Origin of the sequence: Paraburkholderia ferrariae NBRC 106233 (genome assembly GCF_000685035.1) — a bacterium.
GTDB classification, from domain to species: Bacteria; Pseudomonadota; Gammaproteobacteria; order Burkholderiales; family Burkholderiaceae; genus Paraburkholderia; species Paraburkholderia ferrariae.
On record NZ_BAYB01000019.1, the window covers coordinates 150,275 to 174,642 of the forward strand.

General features: G+C 68.2%; 19 protein-coding genes. 3 read left to right on the forward strand and 16 right to left on the reverse strand.

Annotation, left to right across the window (positions count from 1 at the left end; all coding sequences use genetic code 11):
• Positions 1–2 precede the first annotated feature (2 nt).
• Positions 3–3,311: an efflux RND transporter permease subunit gene (locus tag BFE01S_RS21090; RefSeq protein ID WP_028227207.1), complete on the forward strand. Its 3,309-nt coding sequence runs from the start codon at positions 3–5 to the stop codon at positions 3,309–3,311.
• 21 nt (positions 3,312–3,332) lie between these two features.
• Here BFE01S_RS21090 and BFE01S_RS21095 read toward each other — a convergent pair whose 3' ends face one another.
• The 3 genes from BFE01S_RS21095 to BFE01S_RS21105 form a co-directional block, all read right to left on the reverse strand.
• The gene (locus tag BFE01S_RS21095; RefSeq protein ID WP_028227208.1) at positions 3,333–3,800 is read right to left on the reverse strand and encodes a hypothetical protein; all 468 of its coding nucleotides are present in this window, start codon (positions 3,798–3,800) and stop codon (positions 3,333–3,335) included.
• A gap of 129 nt (positions 3,801–3,929) precedes the next feature.
• Entirely contained in the window at positions 3,930–4,493 is a 564-nt protein-coding gene (locus tag BFE01S_RS21100; protein WP_028227209.1) for a peroxiredoxin, read from the reverse strand.
• Positions 4,494–4,654: 161 nt separating this feature from the next.
• Positions 4,655–5,974 (reverse strand): EAL and HDOD domain-containing protein, encoded by a 1,320-nt coding sequence (locus BFE01S_RS21105; RefSeq protein ID WP_028227210.1) that lies wholly within the window; start codon positions 5,972–5,974, stop codon positions 4,655–4,657.
• A 338-nt stretch (positions 5,975–6,312) separates the two neighbouring features.
• Here BFE01S_RS21105 and BFE01S_RS21110 point away from each other — a divergent pair, with 338 nt between their 5' ends.
• Both BFE01S_RS21110 and BFE01S_RS21115 read left to right on the forward strand, forming a co-directional pair.
• A complete protein-coding gene (locus BFE01S_RS21110) occupies positions 6,313–8,253 on the forward strand; it encodes a putative bifunctional diguanylate cyclase/phosphodiesterase (RefSeq protein ID WP_028227211.1) in 1,941 nt (646 codons plus the stop codon).
• Positions 8,254–8,301: 48 nt separating this feature from the next.
• Positions 8,302–9,747: an HDOD domain-containing protein gene (locus BFE01S_RS21115; RefSeq protein ID WP_042338142.1), complete on the forward strand. Its 1,446-nt coding sequence runs from the start codon at positions 8,302–8,304 to the stop codon at positions 9,745–9,747.
• Between the two features lie 106 nt (positions 9,748–9,853).
• Here BFE01S_RS21115 and BFE01S_RS21120 read toward each other — a convergent pair whose 3' ends face one another.
• The 13 genes from BFE01S_RS21120 to BFE01S_RS45100 form a co-directional block, all read right to left on the reverse strand.
• Positions 9,854–11,143: an EAL and HDOD domain-containing protein gene (locus tag BFE01S_RS21120; protein WP_042338143.1), complete on the reverse strand. Its 1,290-nt coding sequence runs from the start codon at positions 11,141–11,143 to the stop codon at positions 9,854–9,856.
• A gap of 366 nt (positions 11,144–11,509) precedes the next feature.
• A complete protein-coding gene (locus tag BFE01S_RS21125; RefSeq protein WP_028227214.1) occupies positions 11,510–12,304 on the reverse strand; it encodes an ABC transporter substrate-binding protein in 795 nt (264 codons plus the stop codon).
• A 285-nt stretch (positions 12,305–12,589) separates the two neighbouring features.
• Positions 12,590–13,630, reverse strand: a complete 1,041-nt coding sequence (gene astE / locus BFE01S_RS21130) for a succinylglutamate desuccinylase (protein ID WP_028227215.1) — start codon at positions 13,628–13,630, stop codon at positions 12,590–12,592.
• Entirely contained in the window at positions 13,614–14,954 is a 1,341-nt protein-coding gene (gene astB, locus BFE01S_RS21135; protein WP_028227216.1) for an N-succinylarginine dihydrolase, read from the reverse strand. Before astB ends, astE begins: the two co-directional genes overlap by 17 nt.
• A gap of 14 nt (positions 14,955–14,968) precedes the next feature.
• The gene (astD, locus tag BFE01S_RS21140; protein ID WP_028227217.1) at positions 14,969–16,432 is read right to left on the reverse strand and encodes a succinylglutamate-semialdehyde dehydrogenase; all 1,464 of its coding nucleotides are present in this window, start codon (positions 16,430–16,432) and stop codon (positions 14,969–14,971) included.
• A 14-nt stretch (positions 16,433–16,446) separates the two neighbouring features.
• Positions 16,447–17,484 (reverse strand): arginine N-succinyltransferase, encoded by a 1,038-nt coding sequence (gene astA, locus BFE01S_RS21145; RefSeq protein ID WP_028227218.1) that lies wholly within the window; start codon positions 17,482–17,484, stop codon positions 16,447–16,449.
• Positions 17,481–18,593, reverse strand: coding sequence for an arginine/ornithine succinyltransferase subunit alpha (aruF, locus tag BFE01S_RS21150; RefSeq protein WP_028227219.1), 1,113 nt, complete (start codon positions 18,591–18,593; stop codon positions 17,481–17,483). Before aruF ends, astA begins: the two co-directional genes overlap by 4 nt.
• Before the next feature lie 58 nt (positions 18,594–18,651).
• Positions 18,652–19,866 (reverse strand): aspartate aminotransferase family protein, encoded by a 1,215-nt coding sequence (locus tag BFE01S_RS21155; RefSeq protein ID WP_028227220.1) that lies wholly within the window; start codon positions 19,864–19,866, stop codon positions 18,652–18,654.
• A gap of 175 nt (positions 19,867–20,041) precedes the next feature.
• A complete protein-coding gene (locus tag BFE01S_RS39540) occupies positions 20,042–21,013 on the reverse strand; it encodes a GlxA family transcriptional regulator (protein ID WP_245621160.1) in 972 nt (323 codons plus the stop codon).
• Between the two features lie 225 nt (positions 21,014–21,238).
• Positions 21,239–22,042: an ABC transporter ATP-binding protein gene (locus BFE01S_RS21165; RefSeq protein ID WP_028227221.1), complete on the reverse strand. Its 804-nt coding sequence runs from the start codon at positions 22,040–22,042 to the stop codon at positions 21,239–21,241.
• Positions 22,043–22,096: 54 nt separating this feature from the next.
• Entirely contained in the window at positions 22,097–22,810 is a 714-nt protein-coding gene (locus tag BFE01S_RS21170; RefSeq protein WP_028227222.1) for an ABC transporter permease, read from the reverse strand.
• Positions 22,811–22,829: 19 nt separating this feature from the next.
• On the reverse strand, positions 22,830–23,519 hold the full coding sequence (locus BFE01S_RS21175) for an ABC transporter permease (RefSeq protein ID WP_028227223.1): 690 nt from the start codon (positions 23,517–23,519) through the stop codon (positions 22,830–22,832).
• Positions 23,520–23,880: 361 nt separating this feature from the next.
• Positions 23,881–24,368 (reverse strand): patatin-like phospholipase family protein (locus tag BFE01S_RS45100; protein WP_028227224.1); only part of this gene is annotated, 488 nt, incomplete at its 5' end.

Consider the following 24,368-nt stretch of genomic DNA (forward strand, 5'->3'; position numbering starts at 1 on the left):
CGATGAACCTGTCCCGCCCGTTCATCGCGCGCCCCGTCGCGACCACGCTGCTCGCGCTCGGCATCGCGCTCGCCGGCGTCTTCGCGTTCACGAAGCTGCCGGTGGCGCCGCTGCCACAGGTGGACTTCCCCACCATCTCCGTGCAGGCCACGCTGCCGGGCGCGAGCCCCGAAACCGTGGCCACCAGCGTGGCGAGCCCGCTCGAGCGCCACCTGGGCAGCATTGCCGACGTCACGGAGATGACGTCGCAAAGCTCGGTGGGCAGCACGCGCATCACGCTGCAGTTCGGCCTGAACCGCGACATCGACGGCGCCGCGCGCGACGTGCAGGCCGCCATCAACGCGGCGCGCGCCGACCTGCCCGCGAGCCTGCGCTCGAACCCGACCTATCACAAGGTCAACCCCGCCGACGCGCCGATCCTGATCCTCGCGCTCACCTCCCCCACGCTCACGCCGGGCCAGCTCTACGATTCGGCGGCAACCGTGCTGCAGCAGTCGCTTTCGCAGGTGGACGGCGTGGGCGAAGTCGACGTGAGCGGCTCCGCCAACCCGGCCGTGCGCGTCGAGCTAATCCCGCAGGCGCTCTTTCACTACGGCATCGGCCTCGAAGACGTGCGCGCCGCGCTCGCTTCGGCCAATGCGAACAGCCCGAAGGGCGACATCGAGTTCGGCCCGCAGCGCTACCAGCTCTACACCAACGACCAGGCGAGCAAGGCGAGCCAGTACCGGGACCTGATCGTCGCCTACCGCAACAGCGCGGGCGTGAAGCTCTCCGATCTCGGCGAAGTGGTCGATTCCGTGGAAGACCTGCGCAACATCGGGCTCGCGAACGGCAAGCGCTCGGTGCTCGTGATCCTGTACCGCCAGCCGGGCGCCAACATCATCGAGACCGTGGACCGCGTGGTCGCAATGCTGCCGCAGTTGAAGGCGTCGCTGCCCGCCGACGTGGAGGTGATCCCCACCTCCGACCGCTCGGTCACGATCCGCGCGTCGCTCAAGGACACCGAGCACACGCTCATGATCGCCGTGGCACTCGTCGTCATGGTGGTGTTCCTGTTCCTGCGCAACTGGCGCGCCACGCTGATCCCGAGCGTGGCCGTGCCGATCTCGATCATCGGCACCTTCGCGGCGATGTACCTGATGGGCTTCTCGCTCGACAACCTCTCGCTGATGGCGCTCACCATCGCGACGGGCTTCGTGGTGGACGACGCCATCGTCGTGCTCGAGAACATCTCGCGCCATATCGAGAACGGCGTGCCGCGCCTGCAGGCGGCGCTCCTCGGCGCGCGCGAAGTGGGCTTCACGGTGCTCTCGATCAGCGTGTCGCTCGTCGCCGTGTTCCTGCCCATTTTGCTGATGGGCGGCATCGTCGGCCGGCTCTTTCGCGAATTCGCGCTCACGCTCTCGCTCGCCATTGCGGTGTCGCTCGTGGTCTCGCTCACGCTCACGCCGATGATGTGCTCGCGCCTGCTCGAAGAGCCGCACGAGAAAGCCGCGGAGGGACGCTTCGCGCAATGGCTCGAACGCGGCTTCATGCGCATGCAGCGCGGCTACGAGCACACGCTCGACTGGGCGCTCGCGCACCCGCTCGTCATTCTTTTCACGCTGCTCGCCACCATCGCGCTGAACATCGCCCTCTACGTGGTCGTGCCCAAGGGCTTCTTTCCGCAGCAGGATACGGGGCGCCTCGTCGGCGGCATCGTGGCCGACCAGGCCACCTCGTTCCAGGCGATGAAGGTGAAGTTCGCCGAGATGATGCGCATCGTCCAGTCCAACCCCGCCGTCGATTCGGTGGCAGGCTTCTCGGGTGGGCGCGCCACCAATTCGGGCTTCATGTTCGTCTCGCTCAAGCCCAAGAGCGAGCGCAAGCTCTCCGCCGACGAAGTGATCGCGCAACTGCGCGGCCCGCTCTCGAACGTGGCGGGCGCGCGCACCTTCCTGCAGGCGGTGCAGGACATCCGCGTGGGCGGACGGCAGTCGAACGCGCAATACCAGTTCACGCTGCTCGCCGACAACACGGCCGACCTCTACAAGTGGGGGCCGAAACTGACCGAGGCGCTGCAGGCGCGCCCCGAACTCGCGGACGTCAACTCGGACCAGCAGCAAGGCGGCCTCGAATCGATGGTGACGATCGACCGCGCCAGCGCCGCGCGGCTGAACATCACGCCCTCGCAGATCGACAACACGCTCTACGACGCCTTCGGCCAGCGCCAGGTCTCGACCATCTACAACCCGCTCAACCAGTACCACGTGGTGATGGAAGTCGCGCCGCAGTACTGGCAAAGCCCGGACATGCTCAACCAGATCTGGGTGAGCACCTCGGGCGGCACCGCGAGCGGCGCGCAGAGCACCAACGCGACGGCGGGCACGGTCAGCGGGCCGGCCGCGGGCACCACGAGTTCGTCCACGGGCGGCACGGCCGCCACCACGGCGACGAGCGCCGCCGCGATTGCCGCCGACTCGGCCCGCAACCTCGCGATCAACTCGATTGCGGCGAGCGGCAAGTCGAGCGCCTCGTCGGGCGCGGCCGTGTCCACGGCGCAGGAGACCATGATCCCGCTCTCGGCCATTGCCTCGTTCGGGCCGGGTACGACGCCGCTCTCGGTCAATCACCAGAGCCAGTTCGTCGCTTCGACGATCTCGTTCAACCTGCCGCCGGGCAAATCGCTGTCGGACGCCACGGCGGCGATCTACGACACGATGGGCGAGATCGGCATGCCCGCCACCATCCACGGCAGCTTCCAGGGCACGGCGCAGGCGTTCCAGCAATCGCTCGACAACCAGCCGATCCTGATTCTGGCCGCCCTCGCGGCGGTGTATATCGTGCTGGGCATTCTTTACGAGAGCTATATCCATCCGCTCACGATCCTCTCCACGCTGCCCTCGGCGGGCGTAGGCGCGCTGCTCGCGCTGCTGCTGTTCCGCACGGAGTTCAGCATCATCGCGCTGATCGGCGTGATTCTCCTGATCGGCATCGTGAAGAAGAACGCGATCATGATGGTGGACTTCGCCATCGAGGCGTCGCGCCAGGGGCTCAACTCGCGCGACGCGATCCATCAGGCGTGCCTGCTGCGCTTCCGGCCGATCATGATGACGACCTGCGCCGCGCTGCTGGGGGCGCTGCCGCTGGCGTTCGGCACGGGCGAAGGCGCCGAGTTGCGCGCGCCGCTGGGTATCTCGATTGTGGGCGGGCTGATCGTGAGCCAGATGCTGACGCTCTATACGACGCCCGTGGTCTATCTCTACATGGACCGGCTGCGGGTGTGGTGGGAGAACCGGCGCGGGGGGACGGCGCGCGCAGCGGTGGAGTAAGCCGGGCCTAACCCGGCGCGCTCACAGCCGCTGGGCCATCGCCAGCGTCAAGATCCGGGTCCAGCGCTTCGCCTCGCGCTCGCCCGGCATGGGCAGGTTCCAGACGGGGTGCTTCGGATCGGCGACGTCGAGCGCCGCGCACCAGCGCCTGTCTTCCTGCACCGGCTGCGCCCCGCGCAGATCGGCGAAGATATAGGCGCCTTGCGCGCCGTTCAGAGTCAGCTCGCACAGGCGCTTGCCGGCCGCGAGCCGCACCTTGCCCCAGTCGCCCGAAATACCGTGCGTCCAGTCGTCTTCGTTGCGCAGGTTCGGCGCGACATCGCGGCGGCGCTGCCACCACCGGGCGGCAAGCGCGACGAGCGCAGCGGCCGCCAGCAGCGCCGCCGTGACCGCCACACCGGGGCCGAAGCGCGCGCTCAGCGCATGAAACGACAACACCGCGCCGTAGACGAGCGCGGCGAACACGAACAGCAGAACGAGAATGGGCATGCGGGCGATCGGATCATGCGTGAGCGCGGCGCTCCCCGCCGGCTCACGCGGGGGGCGCGCCACCTTGAATCGGCCTTGAATCGGTCTTGAAGCGGCTGTGAGTCGGCTGCGAAGCGGCCTGGAAGCCGCCTACTGCTGCGGATGCTGCGCCGCCCACTCCTTGAGCGCGCGCAGCGTGTTCTCCACGTGCTGATCGGGCGAAAGACTCGTGTACTCGTAAATGATCTTGCCGTCCGGCGCGATCACGTAGGAGACGCGGTTCGCCATCGACGCGTGCATCGGCATGGCCGCGTCGTAGGCCTTGATGATCTTCGAATCCTCGTCGGCGGCGACCGGGAACTTGCTGCGGCACTCGCTCACCGAGAACTTCGTGAGCGTGTCGATATTGTCGTGCGACACGCCGATCACGGTCGCGCCGTACTTCTTGTACTCGTCCACGGCCTCGGCAAACTCGTGCGCCTCGATCGTGCAGCCCTTCGTGAACGCCGCCGGATAGAAGTAGAGCACCACCGGGCCTTTCTTGAGTTCGTCCGCGAGCGAGTAGGTATAGGTCTTGCCGCCCAGCGAGGCCTGGGTCGTGAAGTCAGGCGCCGGATCGCCGGGCTTGAGCGTCGCCTCGGCGGTCAGGGCATAGAACGAGAGTCCGGCGCACAGAAGCGCCGCGGCGCCCGCCGCGATGAATCGGGATTTCATGTCGATGGTCCTCTCCAGGGCTCGCCGCACACCCCATCGGGGACCGGGGCGCGGCGCTGGCGTCATTGGACCATACAATCGCGGCGCGCGCAGGAACGCCCCTGCGGCAGGCGCCCGGATCGCCGAGGAGCGGCCAGGAAGCGGCAGGCAAGCGGCCGGACTCAGCCTTCGGCGTAAGCGGTAAACCAGGCCCCTGCCCAGAGGTTCAGTTCGGCCAGCAGCGGCGGCGTAAGCGACGCGAAGACCCCGCCCGCCTCGGCCGCGATGGTCTGCGCGCGCTCGTGGTCGCCGCGCTCGGCGCTCATGGCAATGCGCAGCAGCGCGCCCAGTTCGCCGTGATGGCCGTCCACGGCGCGGCTGATCGCCGACGAAAGCCCGAGGCGCTCCAGCGTATGCGCGGGCGTGGAGCCCACCAGCACGTGCACGAGCGAAAAGATGCCGGTCATGAACGCCGCATCGGCGAAATCCGGATCGTTGGGATGGAGGCTGCGCGCGGCCAGTTCCATGAAGTGCGAGCGCGTGCCGGCAAGCTGCACGAGCGGGTCCGAGCCCCACGGCAGGTCGCGCCCGCTCGCGTAGAGCAACAACTGCGCCCAGCGCGCGATCTGGCGCGTGCCCGCGGCCAGCACGGCCTCGCGCAGCGAGGCGATGGGCCGCGCGGGAGCATAGGCGCTCGAATTCACGAGCCGCAGCAACTGCACGACCACGCCCGGATGGTTGCGCAGTTCGCGTTCGAGCTCGGCCGTCCCGACGTCGCTCGCCACCAGCGCGAGCAGGCGCACCAGCGCCACGCGCGAGCTGCGCACGCTTGGCGCACGCAGCACCTGCGGGCGCGCGAAGAAGTATCCCTGAAACAGTTCGAAGCCGAGCGAGCTAGCGTACTCGAAGTCCTCGCTCGTCTCCACCTTCTCGGCAATCAGCGTCTTGCCCGCGGCACGGAGCGTCGCGGTGATCTCCGGCAGCGCGCCGCGCTCGGTCTGCAGCAGATCGACCTTGATGATGTCGGCCGAAGGCAGGCCCTTGAGCAGGTTGTCGGAGATCGCGCTCACGTCGTCGAGCGCGATGCGGTAGCCCGCGCGCCGCAGCAAGGCGAGCCGCTCGATCAGCGCGTCGTCGAAGCGCACGTGTTCGAGCACCTCCAGCACGAAGCGCCCGGGCGGCAGCAAATGGATGATGTCGTCGAAGAGCAGCTCGCGGCCGACGTTCACGTAGCCGTAGTGGCGCCCGAGCACGGCGGGCACGCCGAGCTGCCCGATCGTGCGCGTCATCACCTGGGCGGTGGCGAGCGCATCGTCCTCGATAACGGCGCGGTTCTGCACGCCGCCGCGAAACAGCAGTTCATAGGCCGTGAGCGCGCCGCCGCAATCGAGGATCGGCTGCCGGCCCAGATAGACGAACGGTTGGGCGGCCCGAACCTCCGGGCTGCCCTCGCCCCGTGCAGCGGTTGCCGGCCCGCCGGCCGCTGACGATGAATCGGACATGGCGTATGTGACTCGTACAGATGAAAAGACCGGCGCAATGATGTCCCGCTCGACCGGTGCCCCGGCCGCCCGCCACACCCCGCCGGCGTACCCAGGCATGCGTCGCGCATGGCGCCAGCGTCCCGACGGCGCCACTTTAACCGAATCCGCGGCCGTTGGGAGCGCCCTGGCGCTTGCGCAAGCCGTAACGGCGTTTTTTCGTCAAGCGCGCTAAAGATTTTCGCGGCGGGGTCGATAACTTGCTCTGATGGGCCCCTTCAGCCGGATCCCGCACGGTGCCCCATCATGAATACACACGCCATATAAAACCGCACGGAACAGGGTTGTCAGCGATAGACATGGAAGCGAACAGGATCACGGCGCCCCGCCCGGGCTGGATGCGCACGGTCATCGACCGGTTTCGCGCGCTCGCCCGGCGCCCCGACGGGCAAGCGCGCGCCCCGCTCGCGCCCGTGGCCAGCCCGCCGCCCCCGCCTCGCCACCCGCAGCACGAACCGCACGATGCGGCCCATGCGGCTCACGCAGCCGGCCACGAGCGCCTGGATTCGGTGTCGCGCTCGTTCGAGGAAACCGCGAGCGCCGTGGACTTCCTCGCGCACGTGGACCGCGGCCTGCGCTTTCTCTACGTCTCGGACGCGAGCCTGCGCTTTGCGGGCTATCACCGCGAGTTCCTGCTCGGCGCGACGCTGCACGACATCGTGGCGCCCGGCCATCTGCCGCGCCTCGACGCCCTGTTCGACCGCGCCGCCGCCTCGGGCGCGGTGGAGAAGGACACCGTCGATCTCGTGAAGGCCCTCACCTACCCGCTCGCCGTGGAGCTGCGCGTGCAGCGCACCGACTACGCGGGCAAGGACGGCTTCGCGGTGGCGGGCTTCGACGTATCGGCCTGGCAAGGCGTGGAGCAGCGCCTCACGCATGCGCTCCATCACGACCCGCTGACCGGCCTGCCCAACCAGACCGCGCTCACGCCGGCGCTCGACCGCGTGCAGGCCGAGGCCGACCTCTACGGCGTGCCGGTCGCCCTGCTCCTGCTCGACCTCGACGACTACCAGCGGGTGAACCGCGCGCTCGGCTACGACGCGGGCGACGAGCTGCTGCGCGAGACCGCGCGCCGCCTCACCCACCTCGCGCTGCAAGGCGAGCTGATCGCCCGCACCGGCAGCGACGAATTCGCCATCGTCATCACGCCGCAGCCGCACGGCGACCCGGGCGAAGTGCGCATTGCCGCCGAGGCGCTCGCGCGGCGCCTGCTCGCCGCGGTGCTGCAGCCCTACACGTTCCGCAACCAGCCGGTCCATCTTTCGGCGAGCATCGGCATCGCCTTCCATCCGGATCACCGCGACCCGCGCACGGTCGCAGCCGACGGCACGGCCCACGCCGACCCCACGCCGCTCAGCCGCCGCGCCGACCAGGCGCTGCAGCGGGCCAAGGCCGCGGGCGGCAACACGCTCATGCTGCACGTGTCCGACAACGACCCCACGGACGCCCTGCGCCTGAAACTCGAATCGGATCTCTACGACGGCGTGCGCAACGGCGAGTTCTCGCTGCACTTCCAGCCCATCACGAGCAGCGCGACGCGCGGCGTGGTGGGCGTGGAAGCGCTGATCCGCTGGCACCATCCCGTGCATGGCCTCGTGCCGCCTTCGACATTTATTCCGCTTGCGGAATCAGTCGGCCTGATTAATTATCTCGGCAACTGGGTGTTGAAGGCTGCTTGTATGCAATTGACCCAATGGGACGAGCAAGGCATTTCGTTGCAGTACATCGCGGTCAACGTGTCGCCGCAGCAGTTCCGCAATCCGCGTTTCAAGGACAGCGTGCAGGAAGCGATCGAGCTTACCGGAGTCGATTCGCGCCGCCTCGTGTTCGAAATCACCGAAAGCCTGCTGATGCACGACCCGCAGCACGTCAAGACGCTGCTCGAAGAGTTGACGGCGCTCGGCATCCGCTTTGCCGTGGACGACTTCGGCACGGGCTACTCCAGTCTTGCCTATCTGCAGCGTTTCCCGCTTTCGAAGCTGAAGATCGACCGCAGCTTCGTCGAAAACCTGCTAACCTCGCGCAACGATCAAGCCATCGTGAATGCCGTGGTAGGTCTCGCGCGCACCCTCGACCTCGAACTCGTTGCCGAGGGCGTGGAAACCGAGGCGCAGCGCGAACTGCTCACGAAGATGGGCTGCGATCATATCCAGGGATGGCTCGTGTGCAAGGCGCTCCCCTCCGAGGAGCTGGCGCAGCGCTTCGCATCGCGCTCGCTCAGCGTTCACGAGGTGCAGTGATGCGGACCTCCCATCAGGCAGGGCTTTGGCGATATTGACATGGTTCAGATGGTAAAGGCGGTACTGCTAGACCGGCTATGGGCGCGCATGAACGAGCGCGGCGATTTCCCCATGCTGTCGCAGTCGCTGCGCACCACGGTCGCCGCGATGACCAACGACGACTACGACTTCAACGCCCTCGTCCAGGTCGTGCTCTCCGACTTCGCCCTCACGCAGAAGGTGCTGCGCCTCGCCAACTCGGCCATGTACCTCGCGTTCGGCGGCAACATCACCACGGTCACGCGCGCGCTGATGGTGCTCGGCATGGACGCCGTGGGCCACCTCGTGGTGGGCCTGAAGATCGTCGATCACTTTCATCACAGCGCGCCGCGCCGCATCGACGCCAAACTCGAACTGAACCGCACCATTCTCTCGGGCTGCGTCGCGCGCAAGCTGACCGAGCGCGGCGACCTGCGCGCCGGCGAAGAAGCCGTGGTGTGCACGCTGATGCGCCAGGTGGGCAAGCTCCTCGTGGTGTTCTACCTCGAAGCCGAGTGGGACCAGATCCGGCGCGAGTGCGACGAAGGCGCGGGCGAAGACGAAGCCTGCATTGCCGTGCTCGGCGTGACCTTCGAGGAGATCGGCCACGAGGCCGCCACGCGCTGGCGCCTGCCGGAAACGATCCGCGAAGGCATGGGCCAGTTCGACCCGCAAGGCGCCGAGCCGCGCCAGGTGCAGTGGCTGCGCGCGATCACGAACTACTCCACCGAGGTGGCGCGCGTGCTCACCACCCCGGACCTCACCGATGAAATGCGCGAGGCGCATATCACCGAACTCGCGAACTACTACAGCCGCGCGCTCAACACCGACCCGGACGTGCTCGTGCAGATGAGCCTCGCGCTCGCGACCGAAGAAGCCGACGACGGCGTGATGCGCGAGATCGTCGAGCTGCGCGCGAACGCCGATGCGATCGCACGCGAAGCGCTCGATCCCGAGGCCCGCATTGCGGCCGGCGTGGAAGACCTGCGCGCGCTGCCGCCCGACAGTCCGTTCAGCACGGCCCTCACGCTCGCGAACGAAACCGTGCTTGCGGGCCTTGGCTTTGCGCGCACGGTGGTGTTCGTGCGCGAAGGCGCGAACATGTTCGCGGCGCAGCGCGGTTTCGGCCCCGGTGTAGAGGGCGTGCTGCCGAACCTCCACTTCAATGCGGCGTTCCAGCCCGATGTGTTCCATCTGGCGATCGCGAATTCGGTGGGCATCTTCATCGAGAATGCGCGCGACGCGAAGATGATCTCGCGGCTGCCCGCCTGGTATCGCTCGAGCTTCGACGACGCCCGCGCCTTCGTGCTCCTGCCGGTCGCGGTGGAAGGCGATCAGCCGGTGGCGCTGCTCTACGGCGACTGGCTGCTCACGCAGGAAACGCGGCGCATCTCGCAGAAAGAGATGAGCGCGCTCAACGACCTCGCACGCGAGCTCGCGCGTTTTTTTTCGATTAGTTCCGCTAACGTTAGCTAGGGATCGATCACAGCGGATCGCACGTAAAAAAGAGGCGGCGCATGTCGAATGCACCGCCTCTTTCTTTTTGCATGGACCGCGAAGCACGCGGCCCACACGCATTCCATCAGTCGTCGATGCGCTCCAGCCCGGTCGCTTCCGCGTTGCTGTCGGCCATGCCCGCCCACTCGCCCGCAGTGAGGCTGAGCGCGGCCACGGCACTCGCGTCGAGCGGCTCGAGCCGCGCGCAGATCGTATCGACACCGCTCCAGTCGCCCTGCTCCAGCGCCTCGGTCACGTCCAGCAGCCGGCCCAGCAAGCCTTCGCGGCCAATAATCGCGGCGCGGATGGGCCGCGCGAGCCTGAGCATGTCGACGGTCGTTTCGAGCGGGCCGCCGAACACGGCATCGACGAACGAGAACACGCCCGCGAGAAACGCGGTGTCCTGCTCGTCGCGCCCGGCGGCGGGCAACTGGCTCACGGCGAGTTCCATGAAACGCGCGCGCGTGGCGGCGAGTTGCAGCAAGGGATCGTCTTCGAGCGAGACCTTGCGGCCGTCCGCGTAGAGCAGCAACTGGGTCCAGCGTGCGATACGGTTGGTGCCCGTGGCGTTGATCGCCTCGCGCAGCGTGGAGACCTTGCGCCCGATGCCGAAGGTCGGCGAATTCGCGAGGCGCATCAGATGCATCACCAGCACCGGATTCAGCTTGAGCTCGGCTTCGAGCTGCGCGACGGTGGGGTCCGAGGCGAGCAGTTGCAGGAGATTGAGCAGCGCCTGGCGCGGCGCGCTCGCACGGCGCCCGCCGCTGTGCGGCTTGGCGAAGAAGTAGCCCTGGAAACGGTCGAAGCCCAGCGCATGCGCGCGCTCGAAGTCGGCCTGCGTCTCCACGCCCATCGCCACGAGGATCTTGCCCGCGGCCTTGAGCACGCTCGCGAACTTCGCCAGCAGCGCGGGCGCGATCCGGCGCAGATCGATCTTGACCGCCTCGACATAGGGCAGCAGCTTCGCGAAGGATTCGTCGGCCTCGGTCACGTGGTCGAGCGCGAAACGGTAGCGGCGCGCGTGCAGTTGCACGAGGCGCGCCACCAGTTCCGGGTCCGCGCCGATATCGAGCGGCAGTTCGAACATCACGCGCTGGGCGGGCAGGCGCAGGACGGCGTCGTCGAACAGCGCCTCGCGCGTCACGTCGAGCCAGCCCGGGTGCCCCGACAAGGCGCCGCGCACCGCCGGGGACGCAAACGCCGCGATCAGCGCGGAACCGGCGCTCGAACGCGCTTGCGGCTCGTCGCCGCGGTCGATCACGCGCGGCTGCATTTCGAAGCCGCACAACATGCCGTCCCGGTCCAGCAAAGGCTGCCGGGCGAAATACACGTCGTAGCGGCTCACTGCGGGATCGTCTCCCGCGGCTCCGGGCATGGGCGGCCGATCTGCGGCGTTCAAGCTCATGAAGTCCCTCGCGTGGCGCCCTCATTCGTGTGGCGCCTGGTCTTGATGTGGTCTCGACGGTGCGCCGCGCGATGTGGCGCAGGGGTGATCTGCCGCGCGTCGCGTGCCCCGTCAATTTGTTACCGATTCTATCCTGGCCAGTACGGCCGGCATATGTAACGAGGCCTCAAATCCGAAATATTTTCGAACCCGGGGGCCGGGGTTCATGCCGAGGCCATTTGGGCTCGATCGGGGCCGAATCATGCGATTTATTTCGCAATCCGAATGGATGCGCCCAAAAAGAAAAGCCGGCTGGATGGGCTCCGGCCGGCTTTCCCCTCGAAACCTACGCTTTCCTTACTTCAACACGACCTTCACGTCGAAGTATTTGGCCGCGAGGCGGTCGATCGTACCGTCCGCCTTCAGTTCCTTGAGCGCCTCGTTCAGCGCGGCCTTCAGTTGCGTGTCGCCCTTGCGCACGCCGTAGCCCACGCCTGCGCCAAGCAGCTTTTCGTCGCTCACGGCCGGACCGGCGAACGCGAAGCCCGCGCCCTGCGGCTTGTTCAGGAAGCCCTTCGAGGCGGCCTCGCCGTCCTGAAAGGCCGCATCCAGACGGCCCGAGGCGAGGTCCGCGTAGATCTGGTCCTGGGTCTGGTAAGGCACGACGTCGACGCCGGCAGGCGCCCATTTCGCCTTCGCATAGGCTTCCTGGATCGTGCCCTGCAGCACGCCCACGTGTTTGCCCTTGAGCGACCCGGCGGTCGGCAGGAGCGGGCTGCCCTTCTTCGCGATCATCATGTTCGGGATCGTGTAGATCGGGTCGGTGAAGTCGATGACCTGGCGGCGCTGGTCGGTAATCGTCATGTCCGAGTTGATCGCGTTGAACTTGCGCGCCTGCAGGGCCGGAATCAGGCCGTCGAACGAGTTCTCCACCCACACGCACTTCGCCTTGAGCTTCGCGCAAACCGCATTGCCCACGTCGATGTCGAAACCCTGCAGTTCGCCCGAGGGCGACTTCGATTCGAACGGCGCGTACGACGCCTCCACGCCGAAGCGGATTTCCTTGATGTCGGCTGCGTGCGCGGCGCCGGCCGCGAAGGTGGCGGCCGTGCAGAATGCAAGAGCGGCCAGCTTGTTCCAGTTCATTTTCATGTGTCTCTTTCCAGTCAGATATGACGCGCAACGGCGCGCCGGCACAGGATCGCTGCGCCAATATCGCGGCTCAAACGGGCGCCCCCTTTGTGGTGCACCGCAACAACCGCGAGGGCGCGATTGTACCGCGAGCGCGCAAGGGGTCGGCCGGCGCGCCCGTTTGCGGGGTACGCCGAACTTGCAATTGCGTGTCGTGGATGCGCAAGCGCGTCGAGGTGCTCAGCGTGGCGCGGGGGATGACGCGAAAGCTGCGGGAACCTGACGCCACCCGGCGCCACGCCCCGCTCAAACCAGCGTGCCGAGCGTCCGGGCAGTCGTTTCGACGACGAGCAGCCCGGCGCGCAAACCGGGTTTGACGGAGGGATTGGGGAACACGATGCGCTCTTCCTCGTGCGCGACGACGTAGCGATAGCCGCCGTCGTTGGCGAGCACGGTGCCGCGCGCGAACGGCGTGAAGTTCGGCACGTCGGCGGCCACGTGAAGCTCGAATGCGTCGCTTTGCTTCGTGATCTGGCCCATCACCGTGAACACCCGCGGCAACGGCGCCTCCGGGTCGGGCGCCACGCCCGCCACGAGGCGGCGCACTGCGGCGTCCGCATTCGCAAAGCGTGCGAGATCGTTCTGGCCGAACGGCTGCACCTTGCCGAGTTCGAGCGTGCACGCCGTGGCGCCGCAGGTATCGGCCGTGAACGACGAGTACGTTGCGCCCCTCTCCGTATGGATCAGCACGCAGCCGATGCGGGCGTCGGCGAGCCACGCGAACATCACGCGCGAAGGCAGCGCGCCCGTGTACGGCAGCAACGCGAACTGCTCGAATGCGGAGGCGCGGATGGCCGTATGCATGTCGAGGTGCCAGCGCGCATGCGGTGCCTCGGACGCCGCCGCGAAAAAGCGCTGGGCGTGCGTTTCGAGCGCGGCGGCACGCGGAGCTTCGGCGCTCTCGCCCACGCGCGCGTGACGGCCGCCGAACAGGCGGTTCAGGTCGTCGTCGAGATAACGGCGCGCTTCGCGCATCGCGCCCACGTTGCCCAGCACCACGAGGACGCGGCACGCAAGCGCGGCGCGACCCGCCGCGATATCGGCCACATGCTGCGAGAGCAGTTCGATCGGCGCGGTCTCGTCGCCGTGGACGCCGGCCGAGAGCAGCACGCTCTTCGTCGCCCTATCCGCATGGGCGGGTTCGAGTTGCAGCACGCCGTCGTCGAGCCATTGCCAGCGCGCGCCGCTTTCGAGCGTGCCGCGCGCCGCCGCCTCGTTCGCGGGCCGCGACCCCGCGAGCGTGTAGCGCAGGAAGTCGGCGAGCAACGGTTCAGCGCTGGAAGTCATAGAGCGAGCCGAGGCCGAGGATCTGCGTGAGTTCGTCGAGCGCCGTGCGCGACTCGACGAGCAGCATCGGGTCGGTCAGGTCCTGCGGCGCGAGGCGGTCGCGATAGTGCTTCTCGATCCACGCGTCGAGGCGCGCGAACAGCTTCTCGTCGATCCAGACGCCCGGCGCCACGGCTGCGCGCTCGGCGTCCGAGAGCGCCACGCGCAGGCGCAGGCAGGCAGGCCCGCCGCCGTTCTTCATGCTTTCGCGCAGATCGAACACGAGCACTTCGTCGATCGGCCCGCTCTTCGCCACCCGTTCGTCGAGGTAATTCGCCACGCACGGATTCTCGCGGCATTCCTGCGGCACGACGAGAACCTGCGAACCGTCGGCACGGCTCAGCAACTGGCTGTTGAACAGATACGACGACACCGCGTCCGCCACGCTCACCTGCGCGTCGGGCACCTCGATCACGTGGAACGGCGCGCCGTGCGCCGCGAGCTTCGTGCGCAGTTCGTCGTACACGGCCTGTTGCTCCACGAACGCCCGCTCGTGGCAGAACAGCGTGCTGCGGTTGCCCACGGCGATCACGTCGTTATGGAACACGCCCGCGTCGATCACATCGGGGCTTTGCTGCGCGAACACAGTCGAATCGACCGCGAGGCCATGGCGCTGCGCCACCGCGCGGCTCGCCTCGAACGTCTGCCGTGCCGGGAAGCGCCTGGGCTCCGGGCCGCGGCGGTATTCGCTGCGACCGTAGACGAAAAATTCCACGCCGCGCTCGCCGTATTGCGCACAAAAGCGCGTGTGGTTCGCCGCGCCTTCGTCGCCCAGCGCGGGCGTGCCGGGCAGTGCCTCGTGCACCACGAAATGGTCTGCATTGCTGAAGATCGCGCCGAGCGTGCGGCCCGTGGCTTCGTGCTCGATCGCGCGGTGCAGCTTGCTGCACAGGTTCGCGGGCGTGAAATGCACGCGGCGGTCGGGCGTGTCGGCAGACGGGCTCACGGTCGCCGCATTCGCGGTCCACATGGCCGAAGCGGAACTCGCCGCGGCCAGCAGTTCCGGCGCTTCCTTCGCGGCCTTGGCAATGGCGTCGGCATCCTTGCCGCTGAAACCGAGCTCGCGCAACAGCCGGATGGACGGCCGCTCCTGCGGCGGCAGCACGCCCTGGGCAAAGCCCAGATCGGCAAGCTGCTTCATCTTGCGCAATCCCTGGCGTGCAGCAGCCTTCGGGTTGGCGACGGACTTCTCGTTGTTCTGCGACGCCACGTTGCCGAACGACAGGCCGGCATAGTTGTGGGTCGGGCCGACGAGTCCGTCGAAGTTGGCTTCAAGGGTTTGCATCGTCGTCCTCATCATCAGAATGCGAGGCCCGGCGAAACGCTCGCGGGCATCTGCAGTTGGGCGCTCTCGACCGAGGCCATCGGCCAGGCGCAATAGTCGGCCGCGTAGTACGCGCTCGGGCGGTGATTGCCGGAGCGGCCGGGGCCGCCGAACGGCGCACCGCTCGACGCACCGTTGGTGGGCCGGTTCCAGTTCACGATGCCGGCGCGGACTTCGCGTGCGAAGCGATACCAGAGCGCTTCGTCGTCGGCCAGCAGCCCTGCCGAGAGACCGAAGGCCGTGTCGTTGGCCTGCGCGATTGCGTCGTCGAAGCCCGCGTAGCGGATCACCTGGGCGAGCGGCCCGAAGTGCTCTTCGTCGGGCAGATCGGCCACGCCGGTCACGTCGAGAATGCCGGGGGTGACGAAGCCGAGCGCGGGGTCGCGCTGCGTCATCGTCAGCAAGGCGCGGGCACCGCGTTCGAGCAGCATCGTCTGCGCGCTCACGAGCTTCGCCGCCGCGCGCGCCGAAATCACGGCGCCCATGAATGGCTGCGGCTCGGCGTTGTATTCGCCCACGGCAATGCGCTCGCTCACTTCGACCAGGCGCGCGAGGAAGCGATCGCCGAATTCGCCCGTCGGGACGAGAATGCGGCGTGCGCAGGTGCAGCGCTGCCCCGCCGAAAGAAACGCGGACTGGATGGTGTGGTGCACGGCCGCGTCGATGTCCGCCACCGGCGCGACGACGAGCGGATTGTTGCCGCCCATCTCCAGCGCAAGCACGATCTCGGGCCGGCCGCCGAACTGGCGATGCAGGAGCGTGCCCGTGTCCGAGCTGCCCGTGAAAAAGAGCCCGTCGATCTGGCGATGGTTCGCGAGGGCCACACCCGTATCGCGCTCGCCCTGCACGAGATTCATCACGCCGGCAGGCAGCCCCGCCTCGCGCCACAGCTCCACCGTCACGCGCGCAACCTCGGGCGCGAGTTCGGACGGCTTGAACACCACTGTGTTGCCGGCGATCAGTGCGGGCACGATGTGGCCGTTGGGCAGGTGGCCCGGGAAGTTGTACGGCCCGAACACGGCCACGACGCCATGCGGGCGGTGGCGCAGCACGGCCACGCCGTCGGCCATCGGCGAGCGCTTCTCGCCGGTGCGCTCGCCATAGGCCGTGATCGAGATCGCGACTTTCGCGGCCATCGAAGCCGCTTCGGTGCGCGCTTCCCACAGCGGCTTGCCGGTCTCGCGGCCGATCGCCTGCGCGAGCCGCTCCTTGTGTTCGGCGACGAGCGCCGCAAAGCGGCGCGCGATCTCGCAGCGCGCTTCAAAGGGCGTTTGCGACCAGTCGCGAAAAGCGCGGCGCGCGGCGCTCACGGCGCGGTCCACGTCATCGGCGGTCGCGGACTGGCCGCTCCACACCGTCTCGCCGGTCCCCGGGTTGCGCGAGGCGAAGGCGGGGCCCGAGGCCGCCTGCCATTGCCCGTCGATGAAAAGCTCGTTCATGGTCATTCCCACCGTCATTGCTGTTGTGGCTTCTGTGCGGGGCCGAGCACGCGCACGGCGTCGCCCGCCGCGACGTTCAGCGCCGCCGCTTCTTCGGCACTCAGTCTGAATACGCCGTCCTGCACGATGCCGGCGGCAAAGCCCACGCGGAAATCGCCCGTCGAGGTGTTCGAGACGAGCGAGCGCAAGCCCGCCGCGTCGGCCCCCGGCGTGCCGATTTCGAGGGGCACCACCACGCTTTCGCGCACGGTGCGCAGGTCGGCGATATGGCATTCGAGAACCGGGCCCGCATCGAAGATATCGACGTGATTCTCGTAGCGCAGGCCCTCGGCTTCGAGCATGCGGCGCGCCGGTATGGTGTCGGCATGCGTGCGCCCGACGACGGCCTGCGCCTCCTCGGGCAGCAGCTCGACGTACACGGGATGGCGCGGCATCAGTTCGGCGAGGAACGACTTGCGGCCGTGCGCGCTCAGGTAGTCGGCGGCGTTGAAATCGATTTGATAGAAGTGCGAACCGACGGCACGCCAGAACGGCGAGGTGCCGTCCGCGTCGAAGTGGCCGCGCAGCTCCGCGCAGATGCGCTCCGGAAAGCGGTCGCGGAACTGCGCGAGAAACATGAAACGCGAGCGCGACAGCAGGCCGCCCACGCCCGCGGCGCGGTAGCGCGGCGAGAGGAACAGCGAGCAGACCTCCGCATAGCCCGTGAGGTCGTGCGAGATGTTGAGCGCGCGCATGCGCGTCCAGATGCCCAGGTCCTGGCTCGCGTGCACCACCGTGCTCACGCGGTAGTTATAGAACGGCTGCTGGAGCCCCACCGCCGTTTCGATGCCGCACACGCCCGCCACGTCGCCCGTGGCCGTGTCTTCCATCACGAAGAAGTAGCCGGCCTCGGCAGCCGTCGCCTCGCCCGCGAGCGTGCGCCGCGTGCGCGCGATGCGCGCCATCAGCGCGTCGCGGTCCGGCTTGAACGTGGTGAGGCCCGGGCCGGTTTCCTGGGCGAGCGAGACGAGCGCATCCACATCGCCCGTCTGCACGACGCGAACCACGATCATTGCGCCTCTCCCATCGATGAGTTGTCCGTATCAGAAGTTTCTCGCCACAGCGGCGCACAGCGCACGACATCGCCGTCCTGCACGCCGAGCGCGGCACGCGCCGCAGCGCCGAGCGGCGCCTCCCCGAGCAGCGCATGGCGCGGCGCGCGAGCCGCCCTTGCGCGGGCCGCATCTTCCCGCAGCGCGGGCAGGTTGGCCAGCACGCAGCGGAACTCGCCCGCGCGCTGGCTCGCCACCATGTACGACGTGCCCTGCACCGCTGCCGCCGCTTCGCGCACCGCGCGGCTCTCGTTGTCGGCCACCGAGGCCGTGCGATCCACCTGCGCGGTGAGCACGGGCCCGGCGTCGAAAATATCGACGTAGCGGTCGGGCTCGAAGCCCTCCTCCAGGTGAATTTCATACGCGAGCAGCGCGCTCGGATCCGGCTCGCCCAGGACGCGCTGCGCGGCTTCGGGCAGGAGCGGCACGTAGATCGGATAGGCCGGCATCACCTCCGCGATGAAGGTGCGGCTGCGGCCGCCCGAGGCCATTTCGATGTCCTTGAAATCACGCCCGAAGAACTTGCGCCCCACCGCCTCCCAGAACGGCGACGCGCCTGCCTCGTCGGTCACGCCCAGCAGGAGCGAGAACACCTCGGGCGTGAAGCGGCGGCGGTTCATCGCCACGTACATCATGCGCGCGCGCGACATCAGGTGCGCGGCGGCATCGCCGCGCAGCGACGGGTCGATATAGAAGCCCGCGAGGCGGCTCTTGCCCGTGAGTTCGTGCGACATCTGCAGCGCGTGGATCTTGCGGTTCACGTGCAGTTCGCGCGAGGCGTGAATCAACGCGTCGTTGCGAAACGCGTAGAAGGGCTCGGAGTAGCCGGCCGCCGCCACGAGGCTCGACGTGCCGACGAGCTTGCCCGTGGCCGAATCTTCGAGCACGAAGAGATAGAACTCCTCGCCCGGAAAATCGACCTCGGCGCGAAACGAATCCTCGGAGAGCGCGATGCGCGCCTCCAGCGCCGCGCGGTCGTGCGGCAGCGAATGCAGCACCGGCTGCGCGGTGCGCGCCATGTGCGCGATCGCGTCCAGATCGGAGAGTCTGGCGGGGCGAACGAAGAGCATCGTCGGTCCTGTGTCAGTGAAGGGGGCGCGGGAAGCGGTGTGCCGGTCGGCGGTCCGCTCAGCGGCCCACCACGTCCTCGAAAGCCTGTTCGAGGCGCACGAAGCCCTCGGCCAGATCCGCTTCCGGGATGATGAGCGACGGGGCGAAGCGCAGCACGTCCGGGCCCGCGATCAGCATCATCACGCCGCGATTGGCCGCTGCCGTGAGGAAGTCCTTCGCGCGGCCCCGGTAACGCGCGGTCAGCTCGGCGCCGATCAAAAGGCCCTTGCCGCGAATGTCGCTGAAGACGTCGAAGCGCTCGTGCAGCGCCGCGAGCTTCGCCCGGATCGTTTCGCCGCGCGCGCGCACGCCGGCGAGCAGCGCCGGGTCGCTCACGAGATCGACCACCTTGCCCGCAATCGCCGCGCCGAGCGGATTGCCGCCGTAGGTCGTGCCGTGCACGCCCACCTTGAAGTGCGCGGCGAGCGCTTGCGTGGTCAGCATCGCGCCGATCGGGAAGCCGTTGCCGAGCGCCTTGGCCGTGGTCAGGATATCGGGCGTCACCCCCGTGTCCTCGTAGGCGTAGAAGTGGCCCGTGCGGCCCACGCCGGTTTGCACTTCGTCGAAAATCAGCAGCGCGCCGTGCGCGTCGCAGGCTTCGCGCAGCGCGCGCAGGAAGGCCGGATCGGCCGGAATCACGCCGCCCTCGCCCTGCACCGGCTCGACGATCACGGCGCAGGTTTGCGCGCCGATCGCGGCGCGCGCGGCCTCGATGTCGTTGTACGGCAAATGACGGATGCCGCCCGGCACGGGGCCGAAGCCTTCGGAATACTTGGGCTGGCCACCCACGCTCACCGTGAAGAAGGTGCGGCCGTGAAACGACTGCGTGAACGAGACGATTTCAAACTTCTGCTCGCCAAAGCGTTCGAACGCCGCGCGGCGCGCGAGCTTGAGCGCGGCCTCGTTGGCCTCGGCGCCGGAGTTCGCGAAGAACGCGCGGTCCGCGAAGGTCAGCGCTTCGAGCTTCTGCGCGAGGCGCAGCACCGGCTCGTTGGTGTAGCCGTTGCCGATGTGCCAGAGCTTGCCGCCCTGGTCGTTCAGGACGCGCAGCAGTTCGGGGTTGGCGTGGCCGAGGGCCGTCACGGCGATCCCGCCCGCGAAGTCGATGTAATCGCGCCCTTCGGTGTCCCACACGCGCGAGCCGAGGCCGCGATCGGGCACGAACGGCGCCGGGGAGAAACACGGCACCATCACTTCGTCGAAGGTCTTGCGGGTCACAGTCTGGTCGTTCATGGCAAATCCTCTCAGGCTCAAAACAGGCTCGGGGCCCTCGCACGCGCGGCGCGCGCGGCACGGTCGGGGGGCGCTTCGATAACAGGTGCAGTGTAGGCAAGCGCGCTGCAAACGTCTTGCGTGTGCGCGACATATTCTTTCGCGGCCGGTGCGCCCGCGCGCGGCGCCGGCCCGTTCATTCCTGCCCGGGCGGTTCGACGAGCGCGCCCGCGCGCGGCTCGGCGGCCACGCCGCCATGCTGGCGCTCGATCCAGTTGCGGCGGTCCTCGCGCGGCGTCACGCCGAAGCGTTCGCGGTACGCGTTCGAGAAGTGCGCCGCCGACGAAAACCCGCACGCAAGGCTGATCTGCACGACCGATTTGCTCGTGCGCTGCAATTGCGAGCGCGCTTTCGCAAGCCGCAGGCCCAGGTAGTACTTCGACGGCATGGCGCCCAGATACTGGCGAAAGAGCCGCTCGAGCTGCCGCCGCGAAACGCCCACGAGGCCGGCGATTTCGTCGGTCGTGAGCGGGTCTTCGATGTTCGCCTCCATCAGCAGGAGCGCGTCGTTCAGGCGCGGATGGCGCTCGCCCGGCGCCGTCACGAACGGAATGCGCTGGCGTTCGTCGCCGCTGCGCAGCGTGCTCGCGCCAAGCGCGTCGGCAATGCGCTCGGCCAGTTCCGGGCCGTGATCGCGGCCGATCATCGCGAGCATGAAGTCGAGCGTGGCCTGGCCGCCCGCGCAGGTCGCGCGATCGCGGTCGATCTCGTAGAGGTGCTGCGTGACGATGGTGCGCTCGAACTGCTCGGCGAACTGCTGGTAGGTCTCCCAGTTCGCGGCCACGCGGTAGCCCTGCAACTGCCCCGCCATCGCGAGCCACCAGATGCCGTGGTGGATGCCCGTGACGAGCGGCGTGCGCTGCCCCACGCGCGCGAGGCTCGCAAGAAAGAGGCGGTAGTCGGCGAACTGCTGGTAGCGCTCGGTCACGACGATCAGCCAGTCGCACGCGAGCGCGTCGCCGAAGGTGCCGTCGGCCGGCCACTGCGCGCCGCCCGAAAGCGGCACGGGGCGCCCGTTCCACGACAGCATCTGCCAGCGGTAGAGCGCGCGGCCGTCGATCTCGTTGGCGAGATGGAGCGCATCGACAATCGGCCCTACGCCCGACATCGACACCGGCGGCAGCGCCACGATCGCAACCTGGGTGGTGCGGCCCGCCCGCGCGGACGCCGCGCCCGCAAGCGGCGCCGGCGCCCCGCCCGGCGTGGCGGGCGCAGCGGCCAGAGCGGCAAAGGCGGCGGGAGCGGAGGAACTGGAACGGATCATCGTCGGCTTGCGGGCCTCGTTGCGGTGAGGCGGGCGCGGTACGGTACGCGGCGGCGCACGGTCCCGCGCTTACTTCAGGCTGCCCGAGAGGAACTGGCGCAGGCGCTCGCTCTTCGGATTGCCGAGCACATCGGCAGGCGTACCCTCTTCCTCGGTGCGGCCCTGATGCAGGAACATCACATGATTCGAGACGTTGCGCGCGAAACCCATTTCGTGCGTGACGACGATCATCGTCCGGCCTTCTTCGGCGAGCTTCTGCATCACTTTGAGCACTTCGCCCACGAGTTCGGGGTCGAGCGCCGAGGTGGGTTCGTCGAAGAGCATCACGTCCGGGTGCATGGCGAGCGCGCGCGCAATCGCCACACGCTGCTGCTGGCCGCCCGAGAGATGCGACGGATACTGTTTCTCCACGCGCGGCGCGAGCCCCACCTTTTCGAGGTATTCGCGCGCGCGCTCCTCGGCTTCCTTGCGCGGCACGCCCAGCACGTGCACGGGCGCTTCCATCACGTTTTCGATCACGTTCATGTGCGACCAGAGATTGAAGTGCTGGAACACCATGGCGAGCTTCGTGCGGATGCGCTGAAGCTGCTTGTGGTCGGCCACGTCGAGGTCGCCGTGGCGGCCCGCCTTCGTGCGCACGGTCTCGCCGTCCACCACGATCTCGCCGGCATTGGGCTTTTCGAGGAAGTTGATGCAGCGCAGGAAGGTGCTCTTGCCCGAGCCGCTCGCGCCGATGATGCTGATCACGTCGCCCTTCTTCGCGTCGAGCGAGACGCCCTTGAGCACCTCGTTGTCGCCGTAGCGCTTGTGGATGTCGCGCGCGACCAGTTTGCTCGCGCTGGATTGCGTGGCGGGTTGCGTCGTCTGAGGCAAGATGGGTCTCCAGAATGGCGGTAAGGCGCGGTGCTGCGTGCGATGCCCGGTGCTTTAGCGCGTGCGCACGGCGAGATAGCCGAGCCAGCGGCGCTCCGCGCGGCGGAACGCGGCCACCAGCACGAACGATACCGCACAGTAGATCAGCGCCGCGAGGCCGAACGATTCGAACGAGCGGTAGGTGGCCGAATTCGCGTCGCGCGCGACCTTGAGGATATCGGGCACCGTTGCCGTGAAGGCCACCGTGGTGGCGTGCAGCATCAGGATCACCTCGTTACTGTACAGCGGCAGCGCACGGCGCAGCGCGGAGGGCAGCACGATGCGCCAGTACAGCGTGAACGGGCTCATGCCATAGGCGCGCGCCGCTTCCACTTCGCCGTGCGAGGTCGCGCGGATCGCGCCCGCGAAAATCTCGGTCGTGTACGCGCAGGTGTTGAGCGCGAACGCGAGGATCGCGCAGTTCAGCCCGCTGCGAAAGAAGGCGTCCAGCAGCGGCTCGGACCGCACGAAGGCGAGACTGTACACGCCCGTGTAGATGAGCAGCAACTGCACGTAGAGCGGCGTGCCGCGGAACACGTAGGTGTAGAGGCGCACGGGCAGCGAAAGCCAGCGCCGCTTCGAGACGCGCGCCACCGCGAGCGGCACCGAGCACACGAAGCCGAAGCCGACGGAGACGACGAGCAGCCACAACGTCATCGCAAGACCTGAAACGTGTTCGCCGTCCCAGTAGAGGAACGCCTGGCCGAATTGCTGAATGATTTCGTTCATGATGCGCAGGCCCTTTTCCTCACAGTTGCGCGTGGCGCACACCCGCCGAGTAGCGGCGTTCGAGCCAGATCAGCACGAAGTTCGAGACGGTGGTGATCGCGAGGTAAATCGCCGCGGCCACCATGAGGAAGAAGAACAGGTTGAAGGTGCTGCGGCCCGCGTCCTGCGCGGCCTTCACCACATCGGCGAGACCGATGATCGAGACGAGCGCCGTGGCCTTCACGAGCACTTGCCAGTTGTTGCCGATGCCGGGCAGCGCGAAACGCATCATCTGCGGGAACAGGATGCGCGCGAACACCCGCGCGCCGCTCATGCCGTAGGCGTGGCCCGCTTCGATCTGGCCGCGCGGCACGGCGAGAAACGCGCCGCGGAAGGTTTCGGTGAAGTACGCGCCGTAGATGAAGCCGAGCGTGAGCACGCCGGCCACGAACGGGTCGATGTCGATCTGCGCCATGCCGAGGGCGTCGGTTGCCTCGTTCACGCCGATCTGGATGCTGTAGAACAGCAGCAGCATCAGCACGAGGTCGGGCACCGAGCGGATCAGCGTCGTATAGGCGGTGGCCGCCGCCGCGAGCGGCCGGTTGAACGAGAGCTTCGCCGCCGCGCCGACCAGGCCGAGCAGCACGGCCACGCCGAGCGAGAGCAGCGAGAGTTCGATGGTCTGGATCGTACCGGCGAGGAGGATCGGGCCAAAGCCGTAGAGGAACACGCGCGTCTCCGGAGGAAATCGTTGTCGGCCTCCCTGGGGCGTGCGGCGCTATCGAAGCCGCAGCGGGAGTGTGCGCGGATCGTCTCAAGGCAAAACGGATCGCTCAATCGCCCGCGCCTGGCATATTGCAGTGCAGCATCCGGGCGCGGCGCGCCGGCGCGGCCGCAGCGGCCCCCCACACGGGCGGGCGCGACGAAATTGAAAGGCGGCAGGACAACGCCCGGCGCGCCCCGGCATGCGGGGCGTTTTCGCAAGTTTGAGGGCATTTTTTCGATAGCCTGCGGCGCGCGCCTGGAACGCTCAGACTGCCCGCGCGCGAACGCTGCGCACGGCTGGGACCTGGCTCACCGCCGCAGCCCGATTACGGATCGAGACGTTCCAGCCCGAGTTGCGCGCGGATGGCCGGCAGCATGTACTGCACGGCTGCCCGCCCTTCCGCGATGGCGGGCGCGGCGCGATGGAAGTCGAAGATGCCCATGCCGCCGAGGCGCGGCTGGATCAGCACGTCGGCGGGCTCTCCCGCGAGGCGGCTTCTCGTGATGCGCACCTGCATGATGTCGATGCTCTGGGCAATCGAGCTCAGCATCGAAGGCACGCGCGCACTGGGCGGCGGCGCCACGCGCACGTCCTCGCTGCCGGACGCCGCCGAAGGCTGCAGCCAGCGCGGGAACGGCTTGCCGTTGCGGCGCAGGAGCGCCGGCGGCTCGGCGCCGTCGAGCGGCGGCGGAACGGCACCGGCAGCCTGCGCAGCGGAAGCCGGCACGGACTGCACTTCCGCCGGTACTTCGCGCGGCACGGTGTCGATGGCGCCGCCCAGGTCGCGGCCGTTCAGAATGTCGTGATTGAGAT